The 22,980-nt window shown below is 37.2% G+C and carries 21 protein-coding genes; 3 read left to right on the top strand and 18 right to left on the bottom strand.

Annotation, left to right across the window (positions count from 1 at the left end; all coding sequences use genetic code 11):
- Positions 1 to 374 precede the first annotated feature (374 nt).
- Positions 375 to 1,580 carry a site-specific integrase gene (locus J0871_RS04240; RefSeq protein WP_208223677.1) on the top strand — a complete coding sequence of 402 codons (1,206 nt, stop codon included), beginning with the start codon at positions 375 to 377 and terminating at the stop codon, positions 1,578 to 1,580.
- A 300-nt stretch (positions 1,581 to 1,880) separates the two neighbouring features.
- Here J0871_RS04240 and J0871_RS04235 read toward each other — a convergent pair whose 3' ends face one another.
- The 4 genes from J0871_RS04235 to J0871_RS04220 form a co-directional block, all read right to left on the bottom strand.
- A complete protein-coding gene (locus J0871_RS04235; RefSeq protein ID WP_208223675.1) occupies positions 1,881 to 2,327 on the bottom strand; it encodes a hypothetical protein in 447 nt (148 codons plus the stop codon).
- Between the two features lie 4 nt (positions 2,328 to 2,331).
- Entirely contained in the window at positions 2,332 to 2,907 is a 576-nt protein-coding gene (locus J0871_RS04230; protein ID WP_208223673.1) for a Panacea domain-containing protein, read from the bottom strand.
- A gap of 527 nt (positions 2,908 to 3,434) precedes the next feature.
- A complete protein-coding gene (locus J0871_RS04225; protein ID WP_208223672.1) occupies positions 3,435 to 4,760 on the bottom strand; it encodes a serine hydrolase domain-containing protein in 1,326 nt (441 codons plus the stop codon).
- Positions 4,761 to 4,786: 26 nt separating this feature from the next.
- Entirely contained in the window at positions 4,787 to 5,236 is a 450-nt protein-coding gene (locus J0871_RS04220; protein ID WP_208223671.1) for a MotA/TolQ/ExbB proton channel family protein, read from the bottom strand.
- A gap of 415 nt (positions 5,237 to 5,651) precedes the next feature.
- Here J0871_RS04220 and J0871_RS04215 point away from each other — a divergent pair, with 415 nt between their 5' ends.
- On the top strand, positions 5,652 to 6,524 hold the full coding sequence (locus J0871_RS04215) for a histidine kinase (RefSeq protein ID WP_243870381.1): 873 nt from the start codon (positions 5,652 to 5,654) through the stop codon (positions 6,522 to 6,524).
- A complete protein-coding gene (locus tag J0871_RS04210) occupies positions 6,517 to 7,242 on the top strand; it encodes a LytTR family DNA-binding domain-containing protein (RefSeq protein WP_208223670.1) in 726 nt (241 codons plus the stop codon). The genes J0871_RS04215 and J0871_RS04210 overlap by 8 nt, the downstream gene beginning before the upstream one ends.
- A 177-nt stretch (positions 7,243 to 7,419) precedes the next feature.
- Here J0871_RS04210 and J0871_RS04205 read toward each other — a convergent pair whose 3' ends face one another.
- The 14 genes from J0871_RS04205 to mbpA all read right to left on the bottom strand — a co-directional run bounded on the left by J0871_RS04205 (position 7,420) and on the right by mbpA (position 22,945).
- Entirely contained in the window at positions 7,420 to 7,869 is a 450-nt protein-coding gene (locus J0871_RS04205; RefSeq protein ID WP_208223669.1) for a hypothetical protein, read from the bottom strand.
- Positions 7,869 to 8,246: a helix-turn-helix transcriptional regulator gene (locus J0871_RS04200; RefSeq protein WP_208223668.1), complete on the bottom strand. Its 378-nt coding sequence runs from the start codon at positions 8,244 to 8,246 to the stop codon at positions 7,869 to 7,871. The genes J0871_RS04205 and J0871_RS04200 overlap by 1 nt, the downstream gene beginning before the upstream one ends.
- 2 nt (positions 8,247 to 8,248) lie before the next feature.
- A complete protein-coding gene (locus tag J0871_RS04195) occupies positions 8,249 to 8,773 on the bottom strand; it encodes a hypothetical protein (protein ID WP_208223667.1) in 525 nt (174 codons plus the stop codon).
- 343 nt (positions 8,774 to 9,116) lie between these two features.
- On the bottom strand, positions 9,117 to 9,614 hold the full coding sequence (locus J0871_RS04190) for a nuclear transport factor 2 family protein (RefSeq protein WP_208223666.1): 498 nt from the start codon (positions 9,612 to 9,614) through the stop codon (positions 9,117 to 9,119).
- A gap of 202 nt (positions 9,615 to 9,816) precedes the next feature.
- Entirely contained in the window at positions 9,817 to 12,819 is a 3,003-nt protein-coding gene (locus tag J0871_RS04185) for a type I restriction endonuclease subunit R (RefSeq protein WP_208223665.1), read from the bottom strand.
- A complete protein-coding gene (locus J0871_RS04180) occupies positions 12,816 to 14,123 on the bottom strand; it encodes a restriction endonuclease subunit S (protein WP_208223664.1) in 1,308 nt (435 codons plus the stop codon). Before J0871_RS04180 ends, J0871_RS04185 begins: the two co-directional genes overlap by 4 nt.
- 75 nt (positions 14,124 to 14,198) lie before the next feature.
- Positions 14,199 to 16,289, bottom strand: a complete 2,091-nt coding sequence (locus J0871_RS04175) for an ATP-binding protein (protein WP_208223663.1) — start codon at positions 16,287 to 16,289, stop codon at positions 14,199 to 14,201.
- The gene (locus J0871_RS04170) at positions 16,289 to 17,626 is read right to left on the bottom strand and encodes an SIR2 family protein (RefSeq protein WP_208223661.1); all 1,338 of its coding nucleotides are present in this window, start codon (positions 17,624 to 17,626) and stop codon (positions 16,289 to 16,291) included. The genes J0871_RS04175 and J0871_RS04170 overlap by 1 nt, the downstream gene beginning before the upstream one ends.
- 172 nt (positions 17,627 to 17,798) lie before the next feature.
- A complete protein-coding gene (locus tag J0871_RS04165) occupies positions 17,799 to 18,341 on the bottom strand; it encodes a hypothetical protein (protein WP_208223659.1) in 543 nt (180 codons plus the stop codon).
- Positions 18,342 to 18,426: 85 nt separating this feature from the next.
- Positions 18,427 to 18,858: a hypothetical protein gene (locus tag J0871_RS04160; RefSeq protein WP_208223657.1), complete on the bottom strand. Its 432-nt coding sequence runs from the start codon at positions 18,856 to 18,858 to the stop codon at positions 18,427 to 18,429.
- A 183-nt stretch (positions 18,859 to 19,041) separates the two neighbouring features.
- Entirely contained in the window at positions 19,042 to 20,622 is a 1,581-nt protein-coding gene (locus J0871_RS04155; RefSeq protein ID WP_208223655.1) for a class I SAM-dependent DNA methyltransferase, read from the bottom strand.
- Positions 20,623 to 21,312: 690 nt separating this feature from the next.
- Positions 21,313 to 21,768 carry a DUF6730 family protein gene (locus J0871_RS04150; protein ID WP_208223653.1) on the bottom strand — a complete coding sequence of 152 codons (456 nt, stop codon included), beginning with the start codon at positions 21,766 to 21,768 and terminating at the stop codon, positions 21,313 to 21,315.
- A gap of 11 nt (positions 21,769 to 21,779) precedes the next feature.
- A complete protein-coding gene (locus tag J0871_RS04145; RefSeq protein ID WP_208223651.1) occupies positions 21,780 to 22,652 on the bottom strand; it encodes a relaxase/mobilization nuclease domain-containing protein in 873 nt (290 codons plus the stop codon).
- Positions 22,649 to 22,945, bottom strand: coding sequence for a mobilization protein MbpA (mbpA, locus tag J0871_RS04140; RefSeq protein ID WP_208223649.1), 297 nt, complete (start codon positions 22,943 to 22,945; stop codon positions 22,649 to 22,651). The genes J0871_RS04145 and mbpA overlap by 4 nt, the downstream gene beginning before the upstream one ends.
- Between the last annotated feature and the right edge of the window lie 35 nt (positions 22,946 to 22,980).

Here is a 22,980-nt window from a genome sequence, read left to right as displayed (position 1 = left end):
AAAGGAATCGATAAGGCTTAGGAAATCTAATGATATACAGAAATTACTTTTGATCTCAATTGAAGTGTTTTGATGTTAAAATCAAGTTAAAGAAACTATATGTGCAAATTATGTGCAAATGAAAAAAGGCTTCACAGGTAAAACCTTGTGAAGCCTTTGTTTATAAGTGGTCCCACCTGGGCTCGAACCAGGGACCCCTTGATTATGAGAAGTCTAAATTAGACTACCCGTAATTTTCATTTACTTTCATTTACCTGATTATCAATGTTTTATGAATATTTATTTTTATTTTGGTTTCTTTAAATTACCTTTATTTGTCAATTTGTTGTACATATGTTGTACATAAAATCGATGGAAATTTAAAAGATAAAGCTATGGCTTCAATTAAAACCATCCTTCGTAAAACTTCACTAAGAAACGGAAAATACCCAGTCTTATTAAGGGTAACCAAAGATCGTAAATCTAAATTTTTCGGAACTCCATTCGAAGCTAATTTAAATGAATGGGATTCTAAGTTGGGACGCTTTAATAAGAAATTCAGTCAACAACTTAAGTCTAATCGATTAATAGGAAAATTTGAAGATCGTGCTTTAGAAGTCATTAGTGAATTGGAAATGAACCATGATTTCTATAGCCTGAATGATTTTGAAAGGAAATTTAGAACGCAATCAAATCCTGAAGCTTCAAATATATTCGCGTTTTGGCAAGAGCAAATTGATGAATTTAAAGAAGCAGGGAGAATGAGCAATGCAGCCATTTATCACCACACTAAAAATTCGGTACAAAGATTCGTGAAACAAAAGTCTTTACATTTTTACGAAGTGACCCCTACCTTTTTAGATAAATATGAAGTACACCTTCGCAATAAAGGCGGAACCGGTGGAGGTATTGGGGTTAAAATGCGAGCTATAAGGGCTATTTTCAACGTGGCAATAAAAAGGGGAATAATAGACGAAAAACTTTACCCTTTTAAACATTATAAAATATCCAAACTAAAAGGCAAATCAATTAAAAAAGCCCTTAATATTGAAGAAGTTCATAACCTACAAAATTTAGATCTGAGTGATAAGCCTCATTTAGTCAATAGTAGAAATTATTTTATTTTTAGCTTCTATACCCGGGGAATGAATTTCGCCGATATGATGAGACTCAGATGGGAAAATGTTTCCGGCGACAGAATTCATTACACGCGAGCCAAAACCAAAGGAAACTTCATTATAAAAATTATGCCCCCGGTAAAGGACATACTTGACTATTACCGCAAAAATAAAAGCCCGTACATTTTTCCAATACTCCTTAGGGAAAACCTCACCCCCACTCAATTAAACGATAGAAAAAGAAAAACCCTCAGCAAGTTTAATAAGGATTTGAAGGAATTAGCCAGTCTTGCCGGAATTGATAAACCGGTTACGAGTTATGTCGCCAGGCATAGCTTCGCCAACTGCTTAAAACAAAAAGGTGCGGGAACAGACATAATAAGTGAATCCCTGGGCCACCAGGATATAAAAACCACCAAAGCTTATCTTAAAGAGCTCGATACTGCCATACTGGATGAAGCAAGTGAATTATTGTTGCAATAAAAAAGTTTTTTAAGAACCCGAATCACATCCCCGTAACATAAGCAGATAGTCTCAAAAAAAAATGAGAAAATTGTTTAAATGTTTTAGGCCGCTGAGATTTTAAAAAAGTAATAAACTAAGGCTAACTATCTGCAATATAAATTTATCAGTATAGGCAGTTGACTGTAATTCTGTATAGGAATACTACATATAAGAAAGGGAAGTCCTTAAGAGTTACAAGAGAAAATTATTTGGAAGATCCTAAGAATTCACTTTTGGATTAAAAATTTTTTACGCACTATAAGATATGCAGTCTTGAAATTAAGAGTTTAGGATTTTCTTGTATTTCCTTTTAACTGATCTAGAATTTTTTAAACACTCCTTTAATTCGGTAAATAAATCTTCTATCATTTCACCCCAGATTTCGTAATCGGAGTTTTCAATAGGGTAGATTTCTTTTAAAAAATCAACCTCATATACATCGATTTGATGTCCGTAAATATGAGTTTTGAAATCAAAAAATTTACCACAATTAGTAACTTTTTTATCAGCGGAAATTACGAAACAGTTTAAATTAATTTCAGGTAAATCTAAGCAGCCATTATCAATTTCGCTTTTAGTAGGTATGGAATCTGTTCTTGTAGGGAGTGAAGCAAGCACATTTTGGTCATTTTGATTCTTTAAAACAACAAAATATTTTGGTTTTGCTTTATTACCATTTTTAAAGTAGAAAGGATCAAAGTAGATAATGTTACCTTCTTTAAACATCTTATTAATGTGATTCCTGAAACTCGTTGTAGATCATTTTTTTTCTTTCGTCGTGGTTTACCAAAGATCCCATATCAATTAAAAGTTCAGTATTATTAATTTCCTCACTTTCTAATAATTCAAGGACTGAATTTTCTAAAGCAGTATTATGCCACGGAGAGTTTTTTCTATGGGTGTAAAAAACTAAATTTTTAGCAGTTTTATTACCAAATTCTTCAATAACAAAATCCAATAAATCGATGTCGTTATCAGAGAACTCATCATCATTAAATTCAGAGATCGGATTAATGACAGTAGTACCTTCTTCTGAAGATCTTTCAATATATTTCTTAAGCAACGTGGTTTCAGACGAAAGATCAATAAAGATTTCTTCAGAAACTGGTCCAAACTTCCAAACTTTATACTTTAGGTTAAAGTATGGAATGCCGCTCTTTTTTATAGATAACTCATCTAATATATAAATAAGCTTTAGAGCTTTTGTTTTAGACAAGTTCGGAATTTTGTTTGAGAGATAAATAATAGCATTTCCAACTTTATCTATTTGGGTACTGGATAATCTTATGTATGAAGTTTTTTCCACACTGCGAAATTAATCAAAAAACCTGATTAAACAATACAAATATTTGTTAAGCAATCAGATGACTTTATCTTCTTAACTTCGTTCGCGGTACCCAATGGTTCTTTTTAAAATCGGTATCTGTTTTGCTATTTGGGTAGGTTTATCAGGGACTCTATAAGCTATATGTTGGCTTATCTGCTATAAAGGACAGGGCAAAAAATGGAAGCCAGTGAATTATTGCTGCAGTAAAATAGAAAATGAGTGTCAATTATACCAAGTCCCTCTAAAAGGCATTTAGGTTTAACACTATTAATTTAATAATATAAGATGAAAAGCATGGGAGGTTGCCCGGGCCAAGCTAATGCCCATTTTTCCTTTAGTCCATCAGTTACTTACTAGTTACATCTTAAGGCTGCTATTTTCCTGGGTTAACAGTTAAGAATTAAAGCTTAGTTACATCTGTGTTACATCGTTTTATTTTTTACAAACAATTGCCTAAACATCAGAACTAAGACTCAACTCAAATTAGTAATCCATTCTAGATCAACTTACTCCCTTTTAAGCTCATATATCTTCCCGCCCTGTTCCAACATCATCTTTTCCTCTTTAGGAATAAAAGTAAGTTTAAGCATCAGCTGATCGGCCTTAAAAATATTTTCTCCAGCGACATCTAGTGGAACCGGCGGTTGATCAGTACCCTGTGCATATAAAATACCTTCCTTATGAAAAATGGCAACATCTATGGGAAATTCAGCACTTCCATAGGTTCCCTTATATTGATCAAGTACTTGAGGGTCAAGTGCCGTCGGAGGTGCGAAATCGGGAATTTGATAGGGTAAACTAAGGGTGATTTTCATCGCTTCGATAAAGATACTATTAAGAGGATAATCCGAGGCATTCGCAATGTATGATGCCGTTATTTTTTCTTCTGGAAAGTGGACTGCAATAGATGAGAATCCATCTATCCCACCGCCGTGACCATAGACTTCAAAACCATTAAAGGTTAATTTCATTAATCCCAGTCCTGTTCCATCATTTGTTGTTTTCATAGCTTCCAGCGAAGCTTTTGACATAAGATCGCCCTCAAATAAATTGTAATAAAATATATTTAGATCTTCGGGTGTAGAAACAAGGCCTCCAGCACCCATTGGGACACTCATATCTGTCTCGGGGGTAACCTTCCAATTACCTTCGGTTTTTACATAAGATCTGGCCTGGTTATCTTCAGCATTAATTTTTCCTCCATAAAACGTATTTTTTAAATGAAGTTTATCTATAATTCTTTGCTCTACTATTGCAGCGTAATCTTTCTTCTCAACAATTTCGGCTATATAAGAAAGTATTAAATAGTTTGAATTTGAATAGCGTGTTTCATCGCCGGGCTCAAATAGGGTTCCATTTTTAATTATTCTTTTTAGCATCGCTTCCCGGGTTTGTGGTTTTTTCATCCAGGTAGTGAAATCTTTATCATCCGTTACATTAAATATTCCGCTTTCGTGTCGCAATAAATGCTCTAATGTTATTTTTTCTGAGTTGGGTACATCCGGAAAAAAATCACTTAAATAACTATCCTTCTTCAGCTTATCTTCTTCAACAAGCTGCATAATAACTACGGCGGTAAAGGTTTTAGTAATGGATCCAATCCGATACTTTGTAGTTGCATTTGCTTCAAAATTCTTTTCTACATCGGAATACCCGATGGATCGCTGATAAAACTCCTTTCCGTTTGAGAAAATGGAAATACTTCCCATTCCTTTTTCCTTTGAATTAACGATATCAAATAAGCTGTCTAATGTTTCCGTTCGATGATTTTCCTGCGCTTTTAAGAGGTATCCCGATAAAACCAGAAGTAATAGTAAGATTAATTTTTTCATAATATATCTTTTTTAAAATTGGAAGATTAATTAGACTCTTTAGAAAAGACGGATTTATCCTCTTTTTCCTGAAAGGGTTTTATCCAATGGAGTAAAATAGTAGACAATCGTGTAAACAGGAAAATAAAAGCTCCGAATAAAGTCGGTAGCATTGTTGTTTTTAGGCCATCGGCGAAATCCCGTGGGGTGGTTCCTTCAAAGGAGCTGAGATAATCCAGGGTATTGATTAATTGAATTAACTGTCCAAAGACCCCCAGCACCAAAGCAAAAAGTCCCAGAGAGTTTATAATAATAATCGTTTTCTCTATTCTGGGGTTTCGATTGCGAACTAAATAAATTCCTCGCACCAGAAGAAATAAACCTATAATTCCAACGATTAGGATAAGCATCATTATAAAAAATCCCCCTTCCTGAAACCTTGCAGCAAGAACTTCTAATATACCTCTGTGCGCTCCTTCTTGTAGTGCTAATTGCATAATTCAATTTTTAAATTGTCCTTATACAAATCTACAGTCTTTTCACGGCTATCGATTCAAAAGTCGATGGACAACTGTTTCCTTTCTGTTTTTAGCAGAATTTGTTCTCATTACGGTTAAAATAAACTGCAACAGTTAAAAGCAGCTAAAAAGGTGTTATTCATCGCAATTAAGTAAATTTCACTAAAATAATTTGGATATTGTACTGGTTATGAAGCTTAACCGATTTGCATATTTCTGCTCGAGGAAAATTTTGTTGCACAGCATTTTTTGGATTCTTGTGCTCCTGTTTTTCTCCTATTTTTTGGGTGCTCCCAATGAGAATATCTTTTTTTCCGGTTCTTTTTCGGTATTTCTTCTACCGGTAACAATCATCACTACCTACACTATAATTTACTATCTCATTCCTAATTTTTTGCTTAAAAAAAGGTATCTACTTTTTACTCTTTATAGCTTTTACACGCTGGTTTTATCTGCTTTTGCCATTGTACTTTCTATCTTCTACGGACTTGTTTTTGTCTTGAATATGAACTACAGTGAAATGCCACCTCTTAGCCGAAGTCTTTTATCTATGATGTTACTGGTGTATCTGGTTGTATTATTAGTGAGTTCATTTACCTTGCTAAAACAGAATTATGCAGCTATAGCAAAAAATAGATTATTAGAGAATAAGATTCTTGAAGGGCAGTTGAAGCTTAAAGAACAAGAGCTGAACTATCTTAAATTGCAGGTTCATCCTCATTTCCTTTTTAATACACTTAATACCCTTTATGGCCACGCATTAAAAAAGTCTGAGGAAACACCAGATATGATCCTGAAGCTTTCAAACCTTCTTGATTATTTGTTGTATCAGGCAGATAAGCCCTTGGTAAGCCTTAGTAGTGAAATAGAACACATAAAAGATTATTTGGCATTGGAAAAAATGAGATATGGCAGTAACTTATTAGTTGATCTTGATCTTCCGGAAAATATGGAAGATATTAGCATTGCGCCCATGTTATTTATTCCGCTCGTGGAGAATAGTTTCAAACACGGACAGCTTATTGAAGGGAAAATGAGCATAGCTATTCGACTAAAAATAGATGGGTCTATTATAAATTTCACTATAAAAAATTCGATTAAAAGTATAGAAAACGATGAATTAGAAAATGGAATAGGATTAACAAACCTGGAAAAGCGATTGGAATTATTATACCCAGATCATCATTCCCTATCTATAAAGAGAAACAGCAATTCATTTGAAGTGCAACTCTTTTTAATGCATACAAAAGTTTACCAACATGTCTGAAAAAATATCTTGTATTATAGTTGACGATGAGCCTGTAGCAAGAGAGATTATAGAGTCTCATTTATCTAAAATAAAGAGTGTAAAGATAATCGGTAGCTGTGGAAATGCCAGTGAAGCATTTAGTTTGCTCAATGAGCATAATGTGGACCTAATATTTTTGGACATTAATATGCCAGAAATTTCAGGATTATCCTTTGCTCGTTCGATCAATAGTGATATCAAAATCATATTTACTACCGCATATCGTGAATATGCTATTGATGGGTTCGATTTGCAAGCTGTGGACTATCTTTTGAAACCCATTTCTTTTGAAAGGCTTTTAAGGGCAGTAAGTACTTATCATAAAATTCATTTTACTAAAATAGTACAGCAAACGGGAGAAGAAAAAGAGGAGCTAAAGGATTTTATATTTGTACGCGCAGACCGTAAAATGATTAGGATCAACCTAGATGAAATATCCTATATCGAAAGTTTAAGTGATTACTTGAAGATTCATACCTCCAGTGGCCCCGTGGTTATAAGAGAAACCCTAAGCAATATCGAAAAGGAACTCCCGGAATCAAAATTTATTAGAACACATCGTTCTTTTATTGTAGCACTTGAAGCGTTGAAGTCTTATACAAATGAGTACCTAGAAGTTAACGGAAAAGCGATTCCTATAAGCAGGAGTTATAAATTCTCAGTCCTGGATAAGTTAGAAAAATGGTCTTTACAATAGATCTTATTTTCTTTTTTAGCGTTCTTTCAATCATATTCAGGGATTGTATTCCCTAAATATTATGTTTTTTGGGGATCGTATTCCCCAAATATTAAATTTTAATCCCTGTAACTATAGGTTTAGAAAAAATTAATCTTGGGAAAAATGTAGTTCTTATAATTATTTTCAGAACTATTATTATTCACCTTTACTCTTAGTACCTAACATTTTTATTGGTGAAATTACTGGAAGTATCACACCCTGAAAGTTTGTATTGGCCAAACGCTCATAAAGCATTCCTCTAGCCGTGGAGAAACTAATACCTAATAAGGTAGCGATTAAATTTCCAGAAAAGCGTGGAGTATTATCCTCATTAATATCATAGAAATTTTTCAAATTTTGTATTTTAAAATGAAAATCTGTTTCAAAGTCCAACTGATTACCGTCTTCTTTTTTTTGCTGATCAGATAAATTTATTAATAGTTTTATTCTAATCCTTTCATCTTTTAAGTTATGAGCAGTTTTATGGGCTACATCAATATCGTATGATGGTTTCTGAGGTTTTTTCCCTTCTTTGATCTTACTATTTAAAATCTCTATATGGAAAAGCTCAATTTCCTCCGGAATTATAGGAGAGTTATTACTCATTATATTGCTTCTTGGTATTCTGAGGTTTCTTCATAATCATTGATATCTTCTTCCAAACCATCACCCTTTACAGATCCTAAATACACATATCTGTATTCTGTTACCGGTTCAATGCTTATTAGATCTATATCTAAAGCAACCTCCATTTTGGTAATACTTTTTAATGTAAGATTATGCAACCCCGTTAACCACTTAGAGACTTCGGAGGGTTTTTTACCTAGCATTTCAGCAAACTCTTTTTGCTTAATACCCCTTTGGTCTAAAATGGCTTGAACTTTATTGGAAATTGCCAGATTACGCTCTGTCAACTTTTCTATTTCCGGATCGCCGTTCTCTTCTAACCAGTTATCAATAATATTATTCTTAGGAAAACTCATAATCAAAGCTCTAGTTTAAAGTCTTGTTCAAATTCAATTTGTGTGAAGTCTTCAATCCAACGGATTTCTTTTTCTTCTAATGCTGATTGTATTGCGGCAGTTAATTTATTTGCCAAATTGAAGTGGGAGGATACATTTGGGCAATCTTGAGCATAACGCGAGGTTTTAAGGTCTCCACTAAATAAAAATACAACGTTCTCATTAAGTCTGAAGGTGTACAACCTAAGCATATTATTGGACTTCTTTCCTTTTTCAATGTATGCCGGTTCTCGTCTAACTCCTTTAGGAGGTAATGCAGAAGTATCTGCAATTGCTGCTTCAGATCTAAAATGATGGGGTTGTGCACCATATTTAACTCCTATAATTTTAATCCAGGAAAGGATATGATTAAGCTTACTCTTGTTTGATTTCGTTTGAACTGCTACAAATTCTTCAAACAGAGACAGATTATTATCATTAATCACAAGAGAATAATAACTCACTTTATTATATCTTGCTATAGGTTTTATACGTGCAAATATATTCACTTATAAGTTAATTTTAAAATTTTTATTCACTTTTAAGTTAATTTTAATTTTTTCAAAAGTAATGTTTATTACATTCTTACGATAGAATTAATTTTAATCGACCCGTTAAACTAATATTACAAACCAAAATTCTAAGAAGTTTATTTTCTAATTCACCTTTTTAAGTACTAAGCCTCAATCGACCAATCCTTATCCCGCCCTTCGGCTTTTTCAATAACTTCCTTCAACAAATTATCCAATTCAGAAAATGGCACCTTGCCACGCAATTCTTTTTTCACTGCCAGGCGAATGGCGGTACGGCGTCTTTTTTTGGTCCAGTCGTGTTAGAATAATCTGAGAAAATTTAGGTGGCATCCTCTTCCAGAGATTGCATTTTTTGAAGGTAGCGAGAGAGCATCTTACTTGATTCCTGCTGGACCTTAAGTTTCATCGATTTGGTCCATCCTAACAAAAAACCTTTAAAGCCAAGAGCCTGCCGGGACCATTGCCAAAGGTCAAAATGATCTGTATGTTGCAAGATCTTCCCGTTTTGAATGTAAAAGGTTCCTATCCCATTATTTGTCACCTTGCGTTTTTGCGGTCCGAAATAATAGCTGGCGCTCCATTTGGCACTTGCGTTATGATCATTGGCCTGTATATCGCTAAACCTTACCTTTAGATCACCACTGCTTTTTTCCAGAAGCATATACCACATGGCTCTCACCCGGTCTCCCTTTATATGTCCAAAAGCAGGATCATAAAAGACTATGTTCTTATGGTAACAGGCGTTCATAGCTTTTGGATCTCCGTTTTGGAAGGCCCGGTAAAAATCAATAATAAGCTTTTCATTTGGATGCTGCATAGCCTAAAGATACTTTAAAAGTGCTGAATATAAGATGGACATAATTTTATACAAGAGATTGGCCCATTGTAGTTGGTATATCAATATTACGCGCTTTCAGGGCTCCACCCATCGTTCAAATATATAAAAAATAAGCCCTGAAAGGGCGTTATACATTTAGCATTCCGTATAGCAGGATGCTGAAGGGGGCGCAATATCTTCACTAGGCCTCCAAAGGCCAATCCCTATACTGCCCCTCAGCCTGTTCGATCACTTCCTTCAGCAAATTATCCAGTTCCGAAAACGGCACTTTGCCGCGTAATTCTTTTTTTACTGCTAACCGAATGGCGGCGCGGGCGTCTTCTTTTTTGGTCCAGTCGAGTTGGAGGTTTTTCTTTACCGAATCTACTACTTTGTGGACCAGATCCTGGATGGGGCCGGTTTGGTTAAGTAGCTTTTCGTTGGCAGATAACAGGTCATAGAATGCCAGTTCATCTTCAGTTAAACCGAGTTGTTTGGTCCTGATGTCATCCTGCTGAAATTCATTTGCGAGATCGAGAAGGTGTTTTATTGCAGCAATGGAATCCAAAGAATTTTTGTGGTAGTTGCTCAGTACTTTCTCCATTTCTTCTTTTAGCTTGCGCATCCGGCGGATGTTCTTTGGCATTCGCACTCTTATTTCATCATTGATTATCCTGCGCAGCAATTCTACTTTGATGTTCTCGTCGCCTTTTTCCTTTACAATGGCCTGGAACCTGTCGTCTACTATGGAGATATCGATCTTATCAAGGTTGTACATTTTTGCCAGGTCTACAATATCCTGCGATTCCAGGGACTTGCTTATCAGGTCTTTTATCTTTTCGTTCTTCTCCCTGCGCGGACCGGGAGGGAATTTGATCTTTCTTATGAGTTGCCTGATCTTCTGAATGATCGCCAGCTCTTCCTGTATCTCCCAAACCCCCGGATCTGAACTCGTCATCGCCACCAGTTCTGCCAGCTTCCGCTCTTCGAGCAAAAAGGCATCAGTAACAGGATCAGATTTCAGAAGGCTATTCACTTTACTGTTACACCATTTCAATCTGTCCATTTCGGCCATTGAATTGACTGTTTCCGCAGAAAATTCACCAATCAATTCCTTCACTTTCTCCAACTGCTCCAAACAAATTTCCACTGCGACTTCAAGATCCAGAGTGGGTTTTCCTTCCCCGCCTCCGGCGGTGTATTTTTTGGTGGCTTCGGCAAGAAAGCCGGAAATGCCTATAAAATCTACTACGAGTCCGTTGGGTTTGTCTTTAAAAACTCTGTTCACCCTTGCAATGGCCTGCATCAGGTTATGGCCCTTCATTATCTTATCCACATACATCGTATGGGCGCAGGGGGCATCAAAGCCCGTGAGCCACATATCGCGAACGATCACAATCTGCAGCGGATCCTCGGGCGTGCGGAAACGCTTTTTAATGGCTTCCATCGCATCTTTGGTGCGTATGTGAGGATTCCATTCCGGCGGATCTTTGCTGATGTTTCCGGTCATTATCACAGCTATTTCAGGGCATCCTTCCAGCGCGCTGAGGGCGTTGTACATTTTTACGCAGTTCTTGCGGCTCATACACACGATCATCGCCTTGCCTTCCAGGCTTTCGGTTCTGACCTTGAAATGGGTAAGAATGTCTTTGGCAACCCTTTCCACGCGGTCCTCAGCACCGGCGGCATCTTCTATCGCGGCCCAAACGGCATTGTTTTCCTCGTCCTCATCTTCCTCCATTTCATCCAGCTCCTTATCGTATTTGGCTTTGATGTTGAGCGGAACCATTTTTGGCTCGTAATAAATGGGCACCGTCGCGCCGTCTTCCACGGCCTGTTTGATATCGTAGGTGTGAATGGTGGGGCCAAATACCTGTTGGGTATCGGCATCTTTGCCATCTACGGGAGTTCCGGTGAAGCCTATAAAGGAGGCATTGGGCAGGGCGCGTCTTATGTTCTGCGCAAAGCCGCCGCTATGAAACCCGTACTGGGTGCGGTGGGCTTCATCTGCCATCACGATAAGGTTGGTACGTTCAGAAAGTACAGGGTGGGAAAGCTCTTTTCCCGAAGCCAGTTCTTTTAACCGAAATTTCTCAATGGTGGTAAAGATCACCCCGCCGCCATCGGTGCTCAGCAGGGCCCGCAGCTCATCTGTGGTGTCGGCGTGTTGTACGTGGCCCACCAAGTCTTTGCACAGCACAAAATTCTCATAGAGTTGCTGGTCCAGGTCATTGCGGTCTACCTGAATGAGGATGGTGGGATTTTTCATTTCGGGCATTTGCCGCAGGATCCCGGTAAGGATGGCCATCGAAATGCTTTTGCCAGATCCCTGCGTGTGCCATATCACTCCCAGCCGGCCGTCACCATTGGGTTTTATATTTTCTACCGCAGAGTCCACCGCTTTTTTGATGCCCCAGTACTGGTGATATTTTGCGCCTTTCTTGATTATTTTCCCGTTGTGGTCTTCGTGGAAAATGAAGTTTTGCAGGTAATTTAATAAGGTTTTCTTCGGAAATAATCCCTTCAGCAAAGTCTCCAGCTGAAGTTCCTGTTGCTGCTGAAGGTCGTCGGCGTGCAGATTTTTCCACGGAGCAAACCACTTTAGGGAAGAATTGTACATCCCGTGCAGGGTTTCCAGCCCATCTGAAACTACCGTGATAGCATTGTAATCAAACAGCTGCGGAATATCCTGAAAGTAATGCCCAATTTGCCGGTGCGCATTTTCAACGCCCACCTCGGGATCAAACATATTCTTGAATTCAAAAACAATGAGCGGAAGTCCGTTGATAAAAACGAGCAGATCTGTACGCCGGCTGTTCTTGCCAATGATCTTTACTTCATCTGCACACACAAAAGTATTTTTCTCCGGTTCCTTGTAATTGATAGGGTAGAGGTGCCGGGCCTGTTCTTTGCCCGAAGCATCTTTCCAGGTAATGGAAACCCCCTGGGTCATTTTAAGATGAAAATCGCGGTTGCGGTGATCGAGATCCATTCCCTGGTGCTGCGTGAAAGCTGAAAGTGCTTCATTAATGGCCGTTGCCGGAACGCCGGGAGAGGAGCTTACTAAGAATTCCCGAAGATCCTCCTCCAAAACCACTTTCTTGAGATCCCGCTGCAGGGAATTGCCTTCTTTATAGGTGTACCCCAACTCCTGAAGGCACTCTATGGCAGCCTTTTGCACCGTGATCTCGATCATTTGCGTCATAAGACTTCGCTTAAGGTTTTCTCCGCATCTTTCACGCGGACTTCCCCGCTGATGAGTTTTGGTAGTAGGGTGTCGCGGAGTTGAGTTAATGAATCATTTTCGACTTCATTCAAGGAGATTTGGTTCACTAAATTAGATACAATTTGATGAAATTTGTCCATCTCTTCTTTTAGAGGAACAAGAATAGGAGTGTTATATATAAGGTCTGGGGAAATATTTGCCTGTCCCCCTGAACTTGTAGAATTTGAGATGAAGTAATACTGAAAATCATCTGTGGCAAGCATTGTGCTTAGGTAAAACTTTGAAATAGAGCTTTCAGGTTTTACCTTTAAAATGCTTACTCTTTGGTTAAGATAATATTCCCCATTTCTCAAGAACAAAGCTGCTTTACCGACCCAAGTATCAGGATTTCCTCCTTGCCTATTCCCAGTCATTGTTATAAGAATATCTTCGTATTCAATTTTTGCTCTTGAAGCTTTTTTTGCTATTTCTTCAGAGACATAAGCCAAATTTCGGAGTAGAATTTTTCCTGCTTTTACGTTTTTGATTTTAAGTACAGGAATTCCCTCTTCCTGAAAATCCTTGCCTTTAAAAGCATAACCGTTTTTTACCTCTACAAATTCATTTAATGTTTTCACTTCCCATCCCTTCGGAATTTCCCCCAATTCTGATTCTACAAACTCCCCATCCTGAAAAGGCCCAAAATCAACAAACCAATGCTTGTATAAAACCATCGCCATTTCTTCCAGCGTTTTGTTCATCTGGAGGTTGAGCTCGATCTTATCGTCTAAAGTTTTTAGAATTTTACCGATTTGGACCTGTTCAGCAAAAGGTGGAAGAGTAACAGATAAAGAACTAATAGAAGTATTATTCAAGCTTGCCCTTGTAGTCATCGTGGCGTGCTGAGAAACTTCATTCCTAAAGCTATTTGATCTTAAAAAGTAACCTATAAACTCCGGATGAATTTTGACTGCTGAACCTTTTTTTTGCCGCAGCCTTTTACAGAATCCATTAAAAGTCGAATTAGGATAATCTTTCAGGGCGACTGAACTCATTCCCAGTTCGTGCAGCGTTTCACTTGTCCTTGTCAAGAAAATATCGCCACGTTTTACTGAACCTCGAATTTGCTCTTTTTCAGATGTATTGGCTAAATCCCCAAGTTTAGACGGAATAAAATAATTGTAAAATACATCTTTGAATGTCAAAAAAGGGCTTCCAAAACCAAATTGATCTCTTGATTTAGAAAGACCAGAAGCAGTTTCAAAAAGTTCTGAAAATTTATATGTTTTCCAATTCTCGGGCATTAGTTGTTGTTTATTTTTTCACATTTTGAGCTACAGGCAAGCCAATTCATCTTGAGCCTTGTTGTGCACAATGCTTTATTCTTCCTCTTCTTTTTTATTAGCATTCTGCCAATCGTCTGCCAATGATTTCCAATCTACATTTCGTTCAGATTTTCCAGTCCACACATCCCAAAAATCCGGATCTTCTGATTTAGGCCGGTGTTCCTCTTTAAGATTATTTATTTTCACTAGAATTGGAATTGGAGTTGCCCAACCTAATAAAATTGCTTTTCTGGTGGGTAAAATCGGAAGTTCTTTTAATAATCCCCCGATATTGTCAGGAACTAGTTTTTTCACAAGTTCTTGGTCTCTGTCGTTTACTATTCTATGTAGCAAAAATGTATTGCATTGCGACAAAACTGTTGGTGATAATTCTGATGGTCGTTGAGATGAAAGTGTAAGACTTAAACCAAACTTTCTTCCTTCTCTTGCTATTCTCTCAAATGATTCCGTACAAAGTTGAGAAGCTGAAATCTCTTCACCACCTTCATTATATCTTTTAATAAAATTATGAGCTTCTTCCATTACTATGTTGGTGGGAAGAAGTTTATTATTAGTTCGTCTGTATCTTTGTAAGGAGTCAAATACAACTCTTGATATTACAGAAACAACAAGATGAGTAATATCTGAAGGAACTAATGAAAGATCAATGATCGAGATACCATCAACATAGCTTTCTAGCCAATCTTCAAGTGTGATATTATCATTCTGAACAACTATAGAATTCATTCTTGTTTCGGCGAGCATAGTCCTCATTCTCATTACTAAAAAATCAATAAATTGAATAACACCAGCTTCTTGTCCTAAATGTTCAATATGGTCAGGTAAATCGGTAATGTTAAAAGGAACAGGTGTATCTTCGTTAGGTCCAGTATATGCAAGAACTCCACCTAATGGCTCAAGTAATTCTTCTAGTAACTCAATAGCTTCTTCTACATCTGCAACATCAAAATCTTCGTAATAAGTAATAGTTTCACCGGCTTTCACAAAACTTTTAAAATGCCTATTAATTATCGCTTCAAGTGTTTGAGAAGTATTTTCTAGTGGTTGCTTTAGTTCATCTTCTGCTTGGCTAGAAAAATGTAAAGCATCATTTGATATGCTATTTAATTTTTTTCCAAACTTTGTAGATTCAGTTTTAAATGAGGAAGCACCAATTTTTAAATCTAGTTTTACGGTAGTTAAACAGCTTGAAAAATAGCTTCTAATTTTTGTGTTAAATTCATCCGTATTATCTGAATGACCAGAACGTAAATCTCGTAATGCTCTTTTCAATATTGGCTTTTGCGTTCTGCCACTAGCATTTGAAAAAGAACTCCATTCATTGCTATTCCATAACCAGGCAGGGACTTTTAGTTCCTTAAATACTTCTGCCTCTTCTTCTGATATTTCTACTTTAAATTTTTTTACTTCACAATTTAAATCATTAAATGCATCCGTATATTCTCCATTTGGGTCGAGAATAATGAACCTTGAATTTAATTTTTTTCCAGCCTCTAAATTTTTTGAGGCTTCTTCCAAAGACCATCGTATTACTCCTGCAACACTGCAAGATTTTCCACTTCCTGTATTACCCAATATTGCTATATGTCTTCCAAATAGCTTATCAGGGTTTATTTTGACATTAGCATTTCCCGCAATTGGTGCGATTCCAATTTTTACATTTGCATTTTTCTCTTTGTTTTCTACGATAGATTTAAGTTGTGTATCTGATGGCAAAATAACACTATCGCCAACAGAAGGGAAGCTATAAACACCTCTTTCGAGTTGATATTCTTTGTTTTCAATTTTGCCAATTTGTTTTAGAGTTCCCATTGGTGTAATTGACATTTTTCTTAATGGAAAAGGTAAATCAATCAAGTCAAAATCTCTGAATCCTTTACGTTTTGGATATTGACTATGTTCTACTCCAAGCCAACTTATTAGGCCAACCAAAGCTCCATTTTCATTTGGTATAAGAACAAAACCATTAATTCTAGGAAATAACGTAGGAACACCAGTATTCAATGCAGTATTTTGAGGTGCTGATAAATCTAATACAACTCTAATTTCATTGGGTGAAACATAGTCTACTGTACCGATAGTTAAATTACGTAAATGGTCAAAATCAAATTGCTGTAATTTCATTAGACTTGGGTTTTTTGTTCGGTTTCGCCTTCTCCAAATCCAGCATTGTTGTCTCCTCTATTATCTTTTATTTTTTGCATTTTCACCGTTAATCTATCAATAGCTGATTTCGGCAAATAGTGTTCAACTAGATTTTCCAAACTCCCAAAATGTTCACCAATCATTAAGGTACATTGGGCTGAATTTTTGTCTTCTAAAAATTTAATGATTCTATCTCTACCTGAACCATAATTAGGTGTTTTACCTTCTTTAGCATTATTTTTATCCCAAGCAATAACAACTAAATGAGTTGAAGGAATGTTCATCATATCTTCAATAACTCTGTTAATATGACTATCGCCAAAACCATAGCCATAGGTGATAATAACCGAATTTGGTTGACAAATTGAAGAAGAAAAATCTCTAAAAAGCTCTGCATAAGGATAAAAAGCAGTTTCTAAATCTTTAGATGAATTAGGATAAATTACTACTTGGTCAGTTACATTTTTTGGAATAGCAGGATGACTATCGTCAGCCCCAAATGGCAATAATGTTTTAATTATTCTATCACTATCAAAACACCAATCAATGGAACCGTGAAGTTTGGTAATTCTTGCAACACCTTCTGCATATCTGGGTTCTCCTCTTATACCTGGCGGGTTATAATGATAATCTAATTCTAATCGTGTATTTCTGAAAATCGGTTGTATTTTCCCTTTGAATCTATCAAGTAATAAAACACCTGTTTCATCACAAGCTAATTCTATGAATCTATCATAATTTGTAGTAAATAGATTTAAACGTTCGCGAGAAGCTGAACGACTTGTAAAGCTTAAAACAAAACTTTTTAATAGGTTAAATGCCTTTATCGCTCCTGCTTCTTCTTTATGAAGTTTATCAAAAAATTCCTTTTCAGTTGAAAGTATTGAAGAAATAAAAACTCGAAGTTTATCATTTAATTCTTTTGCTAATGTAATAGCTCTAGGGTCATCAATTATACTAAGTCCATTAATTAACTCTAGGGTAACTCTAATATCGTCTTCAATGTTAGCTTCTCCACGTTTCATTTCAACCGCAGATTTATCAGCTTTTGCTTTTATTTTATCCTTGAGTTCGTGTTCAAGAGAAAGCCGCCACATTTCTTGGGGCTTAACACCTGCTGCAAATGAAACTGAACTAGTTAAACCAGAACCAATCAAAACGGACAAATGCTCGCTTTGAAATATGGCTGATAGCCAAGGTTCTACTTCACGTCTTAATTCATCAATTGATAAATCTTCTTCTTCGGAAGTACAGATAAGTTTCGTGCTAGTCTTAAGTATGTGTTTTTTTGTCCAATCTATTCCGAAAAATTCCATTTATTCTAATTATTTAGTTCGTGTTCGTTTTTTCAGCATTGGCACCACGTCTCCTTTGAAAACAGTGCGAGCTTGCGAGTGTAATTGGCCGTAGGACATCGGCGAAAAAAAAAGTAAGGGGTTTCGACGTATAACGGGTCCTAACATTTTTCTATATATTTGTATGTTGGGCTTAAAATTTTTTACGGTATTTACTAAATAATTCTCCTCCTTTATAATATTCAAAAAAGACTATTCGATTTTCTATATCTACTTCATAAAAAACTCCGAGCAAATACCCACAGACATTTTCAGGAAATGTTCTTCCGTCCATTGAATACGTGTTAGAATCATTACCGGATTTTGTTAATGCCATTAATCGCTCTTTATCCTTCTGTTTATCTTCTTCTTTCCCGTTTGCTTTTTTCATTTCGACCGCTAACAAGTTATCTTGCTTTTGTATTTCTCCTCGGCTATGGATTATTATATCACAGGTAACAGGAATAGTCTTCATTTCATTATTAATTATTGTTTTGATCCTTCCGTCAAAATTCCTGTTATATTCTATATCAGCATGATATTCATTGAAAATTGAGTTATCCAAGTTATATCTCATCTTTGTCATTAGAGAACCGCACAGGCATCTTTCGCTTACATCACTCAATATTAAATCAACTTCAGACCTTAAAAATTCTTCACTCGATTCGATAAATAATTTAAATAATTGCTTAAACATAGTTTCAATTCTGAATTTTTTCTGCCTTGTATGTGACGAACCCTATAAAGATTCAGTATCGTTTTTATACTATTACACTATGGGTTTAAACAGTTACACGATGATAAATAATCGATGAAAGAGCAAACGATAAAATCTTCTGATGCCCAGCCTCCATTTCATCAAAATTTAGTTGACCAAAATTTATGGCAGCCTTAATTCTTCCTGCAGATGCTTTTACTAAATGGCTTTCATTGACATCTCCGAAACCTCCTTGCTCTAAAAGTCTTCCATAATCAGGACAATTCCATCTATTTCCAACCTTTTGTATGTTCCAGTTCATTTTTTCTTTTAGATATTCAGCTAGCGCATCTTCATTATCGTGATAACGTTGTGGAGGATCGGTTTTCCCTATTTCTTCAATTAAATTATTGAGATCATCAGCTAAACTATCTCCTTCAGTCTCGTACGTCATCATTTCTTTATTCCATCTTAGTTCCCAGTTAGTGGCAAGGTGGCTTAATGGTTTCAATACCATTCTATCAAGATATTCGCTATTATTAAAAAAATTATCCATCTGACTGTTTTACTTTCTTAATTAAAGTATGAATGTTTATTCGGACCGGCCGTTACTTCACTGTTCAATTTTCCTGGTTGTTCACAAATTATGAACGCTTTAGAAAAATAAGCAGGTGAAGCTGTTTTATAACCCACTTTATTTCTAGACTATTCTGTCAAAATTCGCTTTAATCTTTTCCTTCAATTCTTCCCCTTTTTCAAACTGCATTAATAATTGGGCTTTAAGCCCCTCCATTTTCTCTTCAAAAGGGATCCCGTCGTCTTCTTCAGCTTCAGTTCCTACATAAATACCTGGAGTTAATTTATAATCTTGCTTTTGTACTTCCTCCAAAGACGTCGCTTTGCAGAACCCATCAACATCCTCATAAATTCCGTCGCGGTTTCTCCAATTGTGGTAAGTTTCTGCAATTCGGCTAATATCATCATCACTAAAAACCCGCAATTTTCGGCTGGCCATCGTGCCCATTTTTGAGGCATCAAGGAACAGGATCTCGTTGTTTCGCTCGCGGTGGGTGCCGTCTTTTCCGTCGCGGTTTTTGCTCAGGATGAAAAGGCAGGCGGGGATTCCGGTGGTGAGGAACAGCTTATCGGGCAGGCGAACAATGGCATCTATCATAGAATTGTCTACCATATGCTGCCGCACGTTTTTCTCTCCTTTGTTGTTGGAGGTCATCGCGCCGTTGGCCATTACAATTCCGGCAGTCCCGGTGTCGCTTAAATGCTGCCAGAAGGTTTGCATCCACATATAATTGGCGCTGCCATCTGTAGTGAATTCTTCTTTGGGACCAAATAACCTGGGATCGCCATCGGGCAGGTCCTCCGGGTGCCAGTTGCTCACATTAAATGGCGGATTGGCAATAATATAGTCGGCTTTCAGGTTTGGGAATTTATCATCCAGCAAGGAATTTCCCAGTTTAATATCAAAGGAAAGGTCCCGCAGCATCAGGTTCATCAGGCACAATCTCAAAGTTTGTGCAGTCATTTCCTGCCCATAGATTGCGATGTCTTTTTTGTTTCCGCCGTGTTCTTTGATGAACTTTAAACTCTGGACGAACATTCCACCACTTCCGCAGGCAGGATCAAAGATCCGCCCCTTGTAAGGTTCCAGCAATTCCACCAGCAGCCTTACGATACTTCCCGGCGTAAAGAACTGCCCCGCACCCGAACCTTCAGCCATTGCAAATCGGCCGATGTAATATTCATAGATACGGCCCAGGATATCGCTTTCCGGATTTTCCTTTTCCGAAAATTTGGGTTTGGAAAGCAGGTTTATAATTCCGCCGGTTTGTTTTGGCGATAGTTCACTCCGCACAAAAATTCGCGGCAAAATATTCACCAGTTGGGGGTTATAGCCCGTTAAAAGCTCCTGGATCACATCAAAGGCATCATCCACCTTCACCTTGATATCATCCTGCTCGGCATTGTCCTTCAAATATTGCCAGGAAGCGGTTTCAGGAATTTTAAAGGTATTTCGGGAGCGGTATTCATCCCGGTCTTCAAGAACGTAATTGATCTCTTCTTTATCTGTAGTGTAATAATCAGATTCAGGATCATTAAGCTGCTCCTTCAATTCCTCGCGCACCACCTCATAGCGCTCGCTAAGGTGCTTTACGAAAACAAGGGGAAGGATGTAATTTTTATAGTTATTCTCAGATACCGCGCCGCGTAATTCGTTCGCTGCATCCCAGAGTTCTTTTTCAAAATCAATGTCTGCTTTTGCCATTAAATGGGGGTTGTATTCTTGGTCATGAAAATCAGGATCCAGTAGGGAAGAAACTGAACGGGAAAGTTAGTTAAATTTTTTAACATAGTTAAGCACGACATCTTTCTTTTGCGGTACCTTCAGATACTGGTAATCCAAAGATAAATTAAAAACTATATGACTTTTACGGGAAACCGTAAGGGGTGAGGAGCCAACTCGTGCACTAAACGTTAGTTCGATTGTTTTTGCGAAAGCGATAGTGAAAACAAAAAATGTATCGAGACCAAGTTGAGAGCAAAGAACTTCTTTATGTGTGGGGAGCTTTTTTATTTTGATGGCGATGATTTGCACTCAACCTATCAATCCCCTAAATAGAAATATGGGGTTAAAAGCCAATATGAATATCAACCTTGCCCCATATCTACCATAACCTGCGCAGGATCCTATGCTGTTTTTATAGTGTACGGGAAGTTAAGCGTAAAGTAAAAACAGCATAGGGCGCAACCTACTTATTTTTACAATACCAGTAAATTTTTGCCTGTTTTCAGGGTCTTTCAAGCCATTTACTGGTAATCTCCTCTCATTGCAACAACGATTTAAAAAAATTGCACTAAACTTTACTAATTTTTTGCCGCAAATTTCGACGGTTTTACTGGGGGTTTCAGGGCATTTGACGCAAATTTACTAATTTTTGCTACAGGCCATTTGTCATTACAAACCCTGGTATCCCTGTAGCCACTCGCAGTATGCCTCCTGGATTTCCGGATATGCTGCAAAATAATCTTCATAATGTTTATTCTGAGATTCCATAATCGTCTGGTAGACTTCAAAATTTTCTTCTACATTTTCTTTCGCGATATACCCGAAATACCCCACTGAACCCAGACCAATAATTCCAGAGATTCCAAAAAGGATTAGCAAATAGTTGGGTATAACTCTGGCGTTTTTTAATTTCCGATCTATCTCCTTTTGTATTTCATCTGTTTTTTCCTTTTCCAATTCCTGTTTTTGCAGGAATGTGTTCAGGTTCTTTTCCAATGCTTCCGTGCTGATGGGGATGCTCATCTTGACCAGTTGTCCTGAAAGCTTTTGAAGCTCCAGTACTGCCGTTTTGAAATCCTTCATTTCATCGGCCATCAGTTCCATAATTTCATCTAGTTTTTTCATCTCTTAAAATTTTAATATCCCATACCTATACCGGTATCTCTTACTGTTTTTACTATTCCTTTTAAAATCTCTTTAGCTATTTTGGTTGACAGGTTACCGCTTAATTGTACCGTTTTATTTAAAACTTGCAGGTCTTTTGGTGCTTCCATAAGCCTTCTTAAACCCTGGTTTTGCGAGATTGTTGGGATTAACCTATTCCCGTTCATCGACCGGTGTACTTCACTAGCTTTAAGGTTTACTCCTTTGTATTCCACCCGAAACCCCTGTAGTTGATTCGCTTTATTGATGGTGGGAATTACATCTACTTTTTGCGCTTTCATTTTACTGATATATTCATCCATGGATCTTGGTCTTGACTGAAGTACCCGATCATGTATATTTTTAATTTCTTGTCGCAAGTGCTTTAATTCATTAAGTCTTTCCTTTTGTACTTCCCGAACCCTTGTAAGTCCTAATTCTTTAGCAACATTATCGGCAGCTATCTGGCTTCGTTTTCCGATAAAGCTGTCGTTGTATGCTTTGCCATCAAAACCAATCCTGTTAGTATAAATATGAACGTGGGTATGGGCTTTATCTCTATGTACAAATCCAATGGATTGGTTGTTTTGCAGGTTCATTTCTTTTAAAAACCTTTTAGCAAGATCTTCCAGTTCTTTTTTGCTTAGGTCCTTTCCATCTTCAATAGTTGGGCTTAGGATAAAGCTTAGAGTGTTTTTAATGCAGCGCTCATTTTGCGACTGTATAATCCGAAACTCTTCGGCTATCTCTGCGGGAGTATCTCCGGCCAAGTGTTCTCTGAGCACAACTTCAGCCTCTTTATCCTGGTTCCAGCCATAGGATATGGAAACCCTGGTACCGGAGACGGCGTGTCCTTTACCTATCATTTTTTAAAGTTTTTTAAATGCGTCCTGATTTCTTTCGCCAGGTCTTCCACTTCCCTGGTAAGCTTCTGATCCCGTTTTTTAAACATATTCCCAATGCGGGTAAAATTGTTCTTGTACTGTACCAGCATCTTGTAAGTCTCTAATTGTTCCGGGGTTATTCGTTCTACAATATTTCTATCAAAGGCCGTAGCTCGAATGTATTCTGAAAGGGAAATTCCTGCCCTAGCCGCCCTTCTTTGGAGCAGCTTCTTCTCGTAGATTGAGCATCGAACCTGGATGTATTCCCTTTTCATTTTTTTCTTTTAAAACCTTTGCAACCATCGGGCGC

The organism is Salegentibacter sp. BDJ18, assembly GCF_017579965.1.
Taxonomy (GTDB): Bacteria; Bacteroidota; Bacteroidia; order Flavobacteriales; family Flavobacteriaceae; genus Salegentibacter.
This window is presented reverse-complemented; position numbering and strand designations above follow the sequence as displayed.